We start from the raw sequence: 10,771 nt of genomic DNA on the forward strand, positions 1-10,771 counted from the left end.
GGTGGGAAAATGCGCCGACCACACGCGAGTTGGCCAGGATGATGTCCGCGATGATCGACATCTACTGCGCCAGTTACCCTGCCGCGCCGGCGGCGGTGACGCTGGATATCGATGACACCTGTGATGTTGTTCATGGCTATCAGCAGCTCTCCTTCTGGAACGGGCATCATGGCGAGCGCTGCTTCCTGCCGATCCATGTCTACGACACTGCCACCGGCCGACCGGTGGCGATGCTACTGCGCACCGGCAAGACACCGTCGGGCGCCGAAGCTGCCGGCCACATCCGGCGCCTGGTGCGCCATCTGCGCCGGCACTGGCCCGAAACGCACATCACCATCCGCGGCGACGGGCACTATGGCCGACCCGAGGTCATGGCCTTTTGCGAGCCGGCCGGCGTCGATTACGTGTTCGGCCTGCCAACCAACGCCGCGCTGCGTGCTGATCCCGAAATCGTCGCTGCCGCTGATGCCTGCGCGGTTAAGCGGGCTCAGCGCCAATACCCGGTCCTGCGCAACTATGCCGAGACCCGCTACGGCGCGAAGAGCTGGAAGTGCCAGCGCCGCGTCGTCGCCCGGATCGAGGCCAGCACGCTGGGCATGGATATCCGCTATGTCGTCACCTCGCTGGCCGAAGGCTCGGCTGAGCAAATCTACGACACCCTCTACTGCGCTCGCGGCAACGCCGAGAACCTGATCAAGCGCCACAAGACCCAGCTCGCCAGCGATCGTACCTCGTGCCGATCTGCCAACGCCAACCAGATGCGCATCATCCTGCACACCGCCGCCTACTGGCTCGTGTGGCGCATCCAGCAGGAAATCCCGAAGGCTGCCCCGCTCGCCGTTGCCGAGTTCGCAACGCTGCGCCTGCGATTGCTCAAGGTCGCCGCCCGCGTCATCGAAACCGCTACGCGCATCCGCGTCGCCTTCGCGTCAGCCTGCCCCGATGCCAGCCTGTTCAGAGCCATTGCCACCGGCCTCCGGCCGGCACCCACATAACTAGCCCGGCAGTGCCGCCGAAAGCCCAAGCCCTCGTCCTTCAACCTCGAAAAGCCCATTGATCCTGACGCGGTGAAAAAACGCCGCCGGAGGCGCTTGCCCTGATCACCCGGCGACCGACAAATCATGCTCGGACGAACCCAGAGCGGTGGCCTCATGAATAGTGGGGTTAAGCCTCTACCCAGGTTGGAGATGCCGCAGTACCGCAGCGTTCAACCGGCGCCTCAGCGGGATATCGATGCGCGTGGCCATGAACCAGGACGCGGTGCAGAGTGCAGCCAGCAGGAGAATCCCGGACCAGGGAGCGGGTAATTGCGGCAGACCTGGTAGAAGTTTGGGCAGGCCCATTACCCCAATCGTGAAGACGGGGATTTGCAAGACATAGATGGGATAAGAAATTTCCCCGAGGAAAGCGCACATTCCTCGGCTTGGTACAGGGTTGCGTCCAATCGAAGCGGCTACAATCAGTGGAAAGACGAGCAGCACGCAGGCCGCATCGAATAACCCCCGCAAAACAGGTGATATGGGTGAACCAAGGGCACCGACCGTGATTGCGATGATGATGATTTGGGGTAATTTCACGGAAAATAGCGGTGCTAGTTTTCCTGTCTCCCGCGCGCGATGAATCAAAACTCCGACAAAGAATGAAAAGGTGACCCTGATTGCGGCAAGATGAGCATCAGGCCAATATGCTCCTCCATTGAGATTGCCGCGAACGAGCGCCAATGCCAAAAGCATCAAACCCGATATACCAACGATCACTCCCAGTCGTTTGTGAGTTAGAACCCCAAAACCAAAGCCGTAAGCAGCGTTCGCGAACAGCTCGAATGAAAGAGTCCAAGCTACGAAGTTGGCAGGAAACAGCGGTTGGTAGGGGATGCCCACAGGCGGCGATGGCAACATCACGAAGTTGAAGACGCTGGACAGTATTATCTCTGCTGCGAGATGATCGTTTCGATAATAGTATGCTAATTCAACGGTGCCCAGCGCCAGGGCCAGGATATAGAATGGGTAAAGGCGTATCAGCCGAGTGACGATGAACGCTCTGCCACCCATTCCGTCTTGAAGCCTTACATCGTAAGCGCGGGCGAGCACGAAGCCGCTCATGACAAAAAACAGGTCAACGGCAAGGTATGCTCCGCTCGCTACGAAAGGCGCAAAGGCTTGCGGATAATGCAAGGTGATGACGCTCATAGCGGCGAGACCGCGTAGAACGTTGAGGATATGAAAGGACCGTGATCGCTCTTCCGCCGTTCGTTCGGCGCGATGCGTTGCAACACAGGCCATCTCGTGATCCCCAACCGCGGGCCGACCCCAAGGTTGTCTGAACATGACAGGCCGCATCTTATTTTACGCGACGGCGAAGCTTACCCCTCAGGGTTCTTCGGCGGTGCACGTTCCAGAGGCGCACACGAGCAGACCGGCAAGCCTCTTCGCCCCGAGCAACGCGGCTGCGCCGGTCCCCTTAAAACATCGGCAATCTGTCCTAAGGTTTTTTAACCATCTCGTAACGCTTCCCAGCTACCGTTTCGCTTGGGAGATTGTTGTGAGCAATATTTCGGTCAGTGATGTCATGGCCTTGCGAAGTGCGGTTCTCGACCGGAATTCCGCCCTCCGAAATGTCGTCAACAGCAGTGCGGCGTCGCCGGCAAGCGCTGGCGGGATTGCAAGGCCTACGTTTGATGCGGCCATGAGCCAAGTGCTGCAAAAAGTTGAAGGCCCTGGCTCAGTTGGCTCGGCTACTGGAGCGAATAGCAGCTTCGCATCGACAATTGTAGAACAGGTGCTAAAAGTAAACGAAACAGGTGCAAAGGCCGGGGCGTTGACGGTCGCCTATGAACGGGGCGAAACCACCGATATCGCAAAGGTTATGCTTGCCCGGCAAGCGGCTTCAATCGGGTTTGAGGCGACGCTGCAAGTGCGCAATAAGGTTCTCTCAGCGTACAAAGACATAATGAGCATGGCAATTTAACAAAAACCAGATCGGTAGGTGTGCAGTCCAATATCATTTCCTCGAACTGCGTGCGCGCGCGAACAGCCTAAGGAAATCAGCTTTGTCGATAGCGCCCACTACCAGCACCGATCCGGCAAGGTAGCCCGGTGTCCCCGCCAGCCCGAGGGTGAGAGCCTGCGCCCCATTGGCACGCAGCTGCGCCATGATCTGCTGGTCGTGTGATACTAGGTAAGCACTCATACGCTTCCAATTACCGCCTGCTTTTTCGACGATATCTTGCAAAACGCTGTCGCTGATGGTTCTGCTGTCGATCATGAGCTGCTTGTGAACCGCCGGGTAAATACCCTGCTCGGCACTTGCGAGCGCAACTTGCGCAGCGCGCTCCGAGGGCGGTCCGAAAATTGGCCAGTCCTTGTAGATGACGCGGACATCTCCGTCGCTCAGGATCGCTTCCTCCATGGCCGGGAATGCACGCCTGCACGCAGGGCATCGATAGTCGGTAAAGGCCGCCAAACGGAGCGACGCTGTAGGCGGGCCACTCGCAGGAGATCTTCGGTCGTCGAAGATAGCCGCCAGTGCCTCGGGATTAGCGACATCCCGGCCGATCGGTGCAGTTCGTTTCAGGACTGAGCTGACGGCCCATCCACCGGCAATCAGGGTCCCGAGTTGCAGCATCTGTCGTCGATCTAAGGCCATGGTCAATCTTTATGCCCTTCAACCTCAACCGCTAACGAATACGGGAACCTGGACCGACTGGAATGGTTAACGGCTTCTGAACGGATCGATAGATGTAGCGGCTCGCAATGATGATCGCCTGGAACTGCAATAAAGGGGTCGGTACATAGAACGGACCCAGATATACGCTCGGTTTTTGAGAGCATGCCTGGCTTGAGGCTTAGCTCTCGTTAGCGCTCGAGACCGTTGAAAAAGGCTTGCGCGAAATCGGCGTGGCGGATGGCTGGTGACGCCGGCCACCGGGGATACGCCGCGTATCAGGCCGCCGCGGCCTGCCGGGCGAGCAACTGAAGGTTGTATGCCGCGGCAGCCATGGTGAACTCCTCGGCGGCTCCTGACAGGCCCCGCAGCTTGAGCGTTCGTAGCCCCAGGTTGCGTTTCAGATGGCCGAACACGCGCTCGATCCGCTGTCTTCGACGCCGTGCGTGCACATAGGCCTTGGTGCCGGCAAGGGCGCGCACGGTATCGCGGGCTTCCTCGCTGACGAGCCGGGTGACACCCCGCTTCGGACCGATGGTGCATTGCGGCTTCAGCTCGCAGGCGGCGCAATCGGCCGGCCGGCTTCGGTAGACGCGCACCTGCTTGGTCCGGTTGGTGCCGCAATAGCCGAGCAGCTTGTCCGCCGGACAGCGGTAGGCATCCGCTTCCCGGTCGTAGCGGAAGGCATCCCGGGTGAAGAAGGCGTCCCGCTGGCGGGTCCGGTCGATGACCGGGATGTATGGCGTGATGTTCCGGTCGATCAGCCAGCGGAGCAGCGGACCGCTACCATACGCCTTGTCGGCCGAGAGACTGGCGGGTTCGATGCCCAGCCTGATGCCGGCGCGTGACACCAGCGTCCGGGTCGCCGCCACCTCGGCTGCGAAGCGGGCGGGCGTGGCCTCCACGTCGAGGATGCAGTCGGTGTCGAGGTCAAGCAGGGGGTTGATGGCGTATGCGTATCGCGCCGGTCCGTGCTTGCAGGTGAGCGCCGCCTGCGGGTCGGTCGGCGATATGCTGGTCGGATCGACGGGCGCCGGTTCGTCGGGGCCCGGCGGCAACGCGGCATCGAGCGCCGCCAGGTATTCGGCGACGGGTCGCGATATGCTTTCCCTGCCACGAAGCTCGTCTGCGGCGTCGGCCCCCTTCAGCTTCTTCTCGCGGCTGGCGTCGGCCATGATCGTGCTGCCGTCCACCGCCACGTCGCGCCCCGCCACTAGCCCGGCCACGGCGCATCGTGCGACCACCTGCTCGAACAGCAGGCGATGCAGGTCGCAGGTGCGGAAGCGGCCGTGCCGGTTCTTGGAGAAGGTGGAGTGGTCGGGCACCCGGTCGGCCAGATCAAGCCGGCAGAACCAACGATAGGCGAGGTTGAGGTGCACCTCCTCGCACAAACGCCGTTCCGAGCGGATGCCGAACAGATAGCCAACCAGCAGCATCCTGAGCATCAGCTCCGGGTCGATCGAGGGTCGCCCACTCGCGCTGTAGCTCGACGCCAGTGCCTCGCGCACGAAGCCGAAGTCCAACACGCCGTCGATGCGTCGGAGCAGGTGGTCAACCGGCACATGCTCATCAAGCCGGAAGCCGTAGAACAGCGCGCCCTGTGCCACCTGCCGTCCCATCATGTCCGTGATCCCTTGCCGTCTGCCAAGAGTGAATCACGCCTCCATCGCCGTCGCAAGCACGCGTTTTTCAACAGTCTCGCTCGGATATGACATCGGTCATCGCGGCAACCAGTTCGCCCGTCGCTCCTCCAGCTTCCCACGCATAGACAGACAGTACTAGTGGTGCTTCTGCAGCGAAGATGGGGCTGGTGCGAACGGCATGTGCCCCCGTCGTGCTGATCGGCAGAACTGATACTCCTAACCCGGCCTCAATCGCTGACAAGGCTACATTTACGCCGCGATGGCATTTTCTGCTGCGGTCGAAGCGCTCAACATTGTTTCGAGGCGACGGGCAGAGAGAAGCGCGGCCTTAACGGACCGGAGCGTTTAGCGTTTCAAGGGTCAACGGCGCTGAAAACCTTGCTGACCCCCATCGCCGGCACCGTGTGTCGGCAGGCAGGGCGTATCGCGATGCTAGATGAATATGTAGGTCTGCTCAACGTAAGACAGCGCATCCCGAAAAAGCGGTCCGGCCCCTAATAACCTTAGACGGTATCCGGGTCCCCCCAAGCAGAGGAATTGCGTCATTTTCCGTCCGTTTCCCGGAATATGGTATGAAGCCACTTTAACAGGAGCGTCGCTGACAAGATGGCAATCCAAGGAACTAAAGGGTCCGTTTGTTCGGATGAGCCTACCTGAGCGAACCCAATTGCGACGATCAGTGTAGCCATCGTAACGGCTGTTAACAATATTTTGCCAGCTCTCGCTTCTGCTCGCCAGAGTAAATCTACAAGCAGAGCTATGGTTAGGGAAAGCAAAATACTAATAAAGCTAATAATCAGGAGCTCCAATTCTGCTTAGTAGAAAAAGCTGAATATATTTGTAATAATAAAAACTTACTGGGGTCGGTTCCGGCTGAGGGCGAAATGACACCCTAAGTGGACTGACTGGGTTGGGGGTAGGCGGCATTCGCGACGCCAGCGAAACTGGCTATGCAGCCCGGACAGGCCGTGTGATGTATGAGCATGATCCGATCTGCCTGCATCGCCGCTGCGCTCGTCCTCGGCCAAGCCGCGCCCTTGGCGGCACAGGACGCTCCGCGGGCATACGATTTCCAGGAACGGACTCGCGCACTTGCATTCGACCCGGTCCGCTTCTTTCCCGAACGGTCCGAACCGGCAATGGCGGTCCGCTACCTGGGAGACGATTACGGCTTTCCGGTTTACGCGATCGCAGTCCGTAGGGGCTGCACCGATGCCGACCTAGGCGAGGCACGCCGGACATGCGGAGATCGCCTGATAGCCCGGATGGTCCGTTCACCCTACGTAGGCAAACCGCCAAGGGCGCGAGTCCGCGGGCAGCGACTATTTGCCATGATCGCAAAGTCACCGCCGCAAAGCGATGATGCCCTGCTCCGTTTGCTCGATAAGGCGGGACTGGAGTGGCTAGAGGCCGACATTCGCAAATGTCCCACTGCAATGGCGCACCTCGCGACTGGACAAGACCTCAGGTTCTCGTCCGTGTTAAATCAGACCCGCCAGATGGCCCCTGTGCATTATTTGGACACAGACTCACGGTAGGCCGACACCGGCTGGTGCCTGCCAGTTTTTGCGGGGATCGAAGCGCTATTTGCGCAGCTTCTCGATACCGAGTTCTCGCCACATCCAGGTGAAATCGTAAGTGGCCATCGGATCATTCGGATCCGGCTGACTGCCGCTGCGGTTCTCCAGATGCTTCAGCCATGCCGAAAGACGTTGGCGGCCCGCTGCGGTCCGGGCTGCAGCGCGCGGCGTGATGTCGCCTAGCATGCCGACGGGCTCGTCCAGCGTAGCGCGATACTGACGATCGAGCATGGCATGGACGAGTGGGGTTGCCACCTCAGGCGCGATGGCTGGTGCCGGCTCAGGCCGGTTTTCACGATGTGCGGTCATGGCCTGTTCGACAGTCTCGATCGTGCTAAGCGGCGTGCCGACCAAGTCGCCCAATGTGTCTGCCAGGAGGGCCGTGCCGCGTGCCGCACGCTCGGCGGAGGTAACGGCCAGGATCAGCGCGCGCCCTTTCAGCTCGATATTGCCCAGCACCGGCGTGCCGTCCATCATCGTCACACCCCAGGCCATGTGGCCTGTGCCCTTCCGGGTCGATGTCGTTTTTTCGCCAAGCCAGTTCCAGACATGCGAAGTTTCGCGCTGCATGGCTGGCAAAAGATCGAGCTGGTCGCCGATCAGCGCATGGGTTGCGCCCCGCGCAAAGGGGAACCGGACGCGGTGGAACACCACTTCCTCACCATCGCCGTTGTGCAGCGTCGGTACGGTCATCGCACCCATTGCCCGGGGCACGACGTCGAACAGCCATGCCGTACTGAGGAGTGAAGGAAGCGCGCGCAGCTTGGCGTCGGTGAGCGCCAGCTGGCTGCACGGACTGCGCTTTCCCTCCACGCGCCGAAGATCGGCCATGAGAGCGTCGGTTGCCTCCATCGTGAACGATAGCACCCCACCCGATAGGAGATGCTTTCCGCCCACAATGACGACCCGCGTACCGATCCTGTCCCATTGTTTGAGCGTCTGCGAGGCGCTGCGTTCGGTGACGCGGACCGCGTCACCGCCCCGGATGAGATCACGAACAAGAAATCCGCTGCCAGCCTCGACGTCGCTGACCTCGTAGAGGCTCATGACCGAAGATTGCAGCGCACGCATATAGAGCTTGGCGGGGCCGGCCTCATTCCAGCCGCGACGTCGGATATAATCGTCGACGAGGTTCAGCGCGCCGGGTTCGACGGTCCGCGTCAGGAGATCTTCGAACGCGCATCCCCACAGTACGCCGGCCCAATGGTCGCTGACGATCTCGACAAGGTCTTCGAACTCGAACTCGAATTCCTCCATCGCCGGTCCAAGATGATCGTCCAGGGCATCGCGCAAATGGTCGGCCCAGGCGGGCGATGTGGCGAACTTCATGATGCCGGACAGGTCATGGCCGCGCTTCATACTCACTCTCCTTGCTGCTGGCGGTGCGCGGCCACGATGCGCGAAACGGTAGGGGCTGTTGAAAAATGCGCCGCTGGTGGCCGGGTCCGGTTGGGGGCGGAATGACACCCCAACGCATAGCGATCCCGTCTCGCATGGGATCTAATAACGGGACGGCCTCAACCGTCCCAAATGGCGAATTGTGGGGACATCGCTGTCGGGCAGCTATCGGACCCCTCGGTGCAGATAGCTTCCGTAGGCGGACCTTTCCTGCACATTGTATCTCGAACGGGGTTGATGAACGTTGCCCGCGCTAATGGCGGCTCCGGGCGACCCGAATGCCAATGTTCGGAAAACGGCCGGGACTGTTGAACAAGGCCTGACGCCTGCCCTGAGCGTCTCAGCTGGGATGTGCACGCTTCGTCGACGGTCAAACTGCGGCGACGCGGATTCTCGACACGAGGAGCCAAAAGTTACTTGCATTGCAAGGTAATGTTCCGCATAACCCTTGCATGACAAGGCAATCCGATGATTCGGCCGACGCTATAGCCCGTTGGGAGGTTCAGCTGCGGAAGGGCGTGCTGGAGTTCGTCATTCTGCTGTCGCTCGCCGAGCGTGAGCAATATGGCTTCGAGCTGATTTCCGGCATCGCCAGGCGCGCCACGCTGGATGTGCCCGAAGGCACCCTTTATCCACTCATGCTGCGACTGGCGAAGGATGGCCTGATCGCCGCCCGCCTAGGCGATGGTGATGGCGGTGCGCCGCGGAAATATTACACCTTGACCCCGCAGGGGCGAGCGACGCTCGATGCGATGCGTCCATCCTGGGTCAAGCTCAGCACTTCGGTTCAGCATATGATCGATGGAGTTCCCGCATGACGCCCGCCTTCGTCGATCCAGCAGCCGAACGTCTGTGGCGCGCGTATTTCGCCGACGTCGACCGGATCATAGCGCGCTCCGGACCCGGCGCAGAGGATTTACGCGAAGACCTGCGTGATCATCTGGCTGAAAGTTACAGCAGCGAAGGAAACGGAGCCGAGGTCGATCGCCTGCAAGCCGCCATCAATCGGCTGGGCCGGCCTGCCGATTATCTTCACCCGTTGCTCGCAGACGAACTGCTGATGCACGGCAGCCGCACCTACCTGTAGGTGCTTGCAATCGTAGCGGCGTTTGCTTGCAAACAGAGCCTTTTTTTGCTCGGATTATCTGACAACCGGCTCGGCGATCTGCTCGCGCTATCTGCCAATGTGCTCGCCATCATCCTGCGCTGCTCGCAATCATAAAGGTCTGCTCACATTATCTGCCAGCGGGAGTGGCGTCAGCGTGGCACCCGGATGGAGCCGTCCGCGATCCCTTCGGCGATATTTGAGAGCATGACGGCGTAGCGGTGCAGGCCGGGGAAGCGACCGGCGTTTCTCTCGATCTCTTCGCCGTATCCGGCATCGAGCAGCGCCTTGAAGTCCGGCATCACGTCGAACATGCCGCCGAGCAGATCGATATCGGAAGCACCGATCAGCAGCAGGGCATTCGCATGGGCGTCGAGGCGTTTCATCGTCTCCAGCATGTCAATCGGCGTCCAAAAAGGACCCCCTATCGGCGTGCAAAAGGGACCCCCTTCGTCGAGCAGCGTGACGGGTATGACGGGTGCACCGTTCGCGCTGGTTGCGGCGTAGGGCGGGCGTAGCCCGACCGGAGGCGCAACCAGCGCGAAGCGTTCTCTGCCGGTGGTCCTGGGCGTCAACTGCGGTGCTTGAAGCGCCAGCTGTCATTGCCCGTTTCGACGATGTCGCAATGGTGGGTAATGCGGTCGAGCAGCGCGGTGGTCATCTTGGGGTCGCCAAAGACGGTCGGCCACTCGCCAAAGGCGAGGTTCGTGGTCACGATGACCGAGGTCTGCTCGTAGAGCTTGCTGACGAGGTGGAAGAGCAGTTGGCCGCCCGAGCGGGCGAACGGCAGGTAGCCAAGCTCGTCGAGCACCACGAGGTCGAGCCGGGAGAGCTGGGCTGCCAGCGTGCCGGCCTTGCCAAGACGCGTTTCCTCCTCAAGCCGGTTCACCAGGTCCACCGTGTTGAAGTAGCGTCCCCGGGCGCCGGCCCGTACCACATTGGTGGTGATGGCGGTGGCGAGGTGCGTCTTGCCTGTGCCCGTCCCACCGACAAGCACGACGTTGCGCCGGCCCGGAAGAAACGAGCCGCTGTATAGCGAGCGCACCAGTCCCTCGTTGATGGGGGTGTCATCGAAGACGAAGGCGTCGAGGTCCTTCACCGCGGGCAACCTGGCGGCCGACATCCGGTAACGGACCGACGCTGCATGGCGGTGCGTCGCCTCGGCACGCAGCAGGTCGGTCAGGACCTCCATGGTCGTGCGCTTGCGCTGGAGACCGGTGGTGACCGCCTCGTCGAAGGCGCCAGCCATGCCCTTCAGCCCCAACTCGGTCATGGCCGTCATCATCTCATGCCGCTGCATGGAGACCTCGCAGGCTGTCATAGCGGTTGCAGTCGGCGCGGGGCGGATGGCGCAGCGCCAGGTCCTCGGGGGTGACAATGGT

General features: G+C 61.1%; 10 protein-coding genes. 4 read left to right on the forward strand and 6 right to left on the reverse strand.

Going from position 1 to position 10,771, the window contains the following annotated elements; genetic code table 11:
- Positions 1–995, forward strand: a 995-nt coding sequence (locus ACH0BU_RS17305) for an IS1380 family transposase (RefSeq protein ID WP_279333708.1), incomplete at its 5' end; no start/stop codon positions are given.
- Between the two features lie 177 nt (positions 996–1,172).
- On the opposite strand, the gene ACH0BU_RS17310 is transcribed toward ACH0BU_RS17305, so the two are convergent.
- Positions 1,173–2,282 carry an acyltransferase family protein gene (locus ACH0BU_RS17310; protein WP_198010941.1) on the reverse strand — a complete coding sequence of 370 codons (1,110 nt, stop codon included), beginning with the start codon at positions 2,280–2,282 and terminating at the stop codon, positions 1,173–1,175.
- A gap of 286 nt (positions 2,283–2,568) precedes the next feature.
- Between ACH0BU_RS17310 and fliE the strand changes: the two genes are divergently transcribed.
- Positions 2,569–2,967: a flagellar hook-basal body complex protein FliE gene (gene fliE / locus ACH0BU_RS17315; RefSeq protein ID WP_051121599.1), complete on the forward strand. Its 399-nt coding sequence runs from the start codon at positions 2,569–2,571 to the stop codon at positions 2,965–2,967.
- Positions 2,968–3,000: 33 nt separating this feature from the next.
- On the opposite strand, the gene ACH0BU_RS17320 is transcribed toward fliE, so the two are convergent.
- The 3 genes from ACH0BU_RS17320 to ACH0BU_RS17330 form a co-directional block, all read right to left on the reverse strand.
- Positions 3,001–3,645, reverse strand: a complete 645-nt coding sequence (locus tag ACH0BU_RS17320; RefSeq protein ID WP_066760183.1) for a DsbA family protein — start codon at positions 3,643–3,645, stop codon at positions 3,001–3,003.
- A 296-nt stretch (positions 3,646–3,941) separates the two neighbouring features.
- The gene (locus tag ACH0BU_RS17325; RefSeq protein ID WP_016510730.1) at positions 3,942–5,285 is read right to left on the reverse strand and encodes an IS1182 family transposase; all 1,344 of its coding nucleotides are present in this window, start codon (positions 5,283–5,285) and stop codon (positions 3,942–3,944) included.
- Between the two features lie 1,604 nt (positions 5,286–6,889).
- Entirely contained in the window at positions 6,890–8,245 is a 1,356-nt protein-coding gene (locus tag ACH0BU_RS17330; protein WP_035386735.1) for a DUF7986 domain-containing protein, read from the reverse strand.
- A 491-nt stretch (positions 8,246–8,736) separates the two neighbouring features.
- On the opposite strand from ACH0BU_RS17330, the gene ACH0BU_RS17335 reads away from it, so the two are divergent.
- Together ACH0BU_RS17335 and ACH0BU_RS17340 are read left to right on the forward strand one after the other, a co-directional pair.
- Positions 8,737–9,102 carry a PadR family transcriptional regulator gene (locus ACH0BU_RS17335; protein ID WP_066760181.1) on the forward strand — a complete coding sequence of 122 codons (366 nt, stop codon included), beginning with the start codon at positions 8,737–8,739 and terminating at the stop codon, positions 9,100–9,102.
- Complete coding sequence (locus ACH0BU_RS17340) at positions 9,099–9,371, forward strand: hypothetical protein (RefSeq protein WP_406890190.1); 273 nt, start codon at positions 9,099–9,101, stop codon at positions 9,369–9,371. Before ACH0BU_RS17335 ends, ACH0BU_RS17340 begins: the two co-directional genes overlap by 4 nt.
- A 170-nt stretch (positions 9,372–9,541) precedes the next feature.
- Here ACH0BU_RS17340 and ACH0BU_RS17345 read toward each other — a convergent pair whose 3' ends face one another.
- Both ACH0BU_RS17345 and istB read right to left on the reverse strand, forming a co-directional pair.
- Positions 9,542–9,787 (reverse strand): hypothetical protein, encoded by a 246-nt coding sequence (locus ACH0BU_RS17345; RefSeq protein ID WP_007406343.1) that lies wholly within the window; start codon positions 9,785–9,787, stop codon positions 9,542–9,544.
- A gap of 173 nt (positions 9,788–9,960) precedes the next feature.
- Complete coding sequence (istB, locus tag ACH0BU_RS17350) at positions 9,961–10,689, reverse strand: IS21-like element helper ATPase IstB (protein ID WP_017977237.1); 729 nt, start codon at positions 10,687–10,689, stop codon at positions 9,961–9,963.
- Between the last annotated feature and the right edge of the window lie 82 nt (positions 10,690–10,771).

This window comes from Sphingomonas olei (assembly GCF_045369765.1).
GTDB classification, from domain to species: Bacteria; Pseudomonadota; Alphaproteobacteria; order Sphingomonadales; family Sphingomonadaceae; genus Sphingomonas; species Sphingomonas panaciterrae.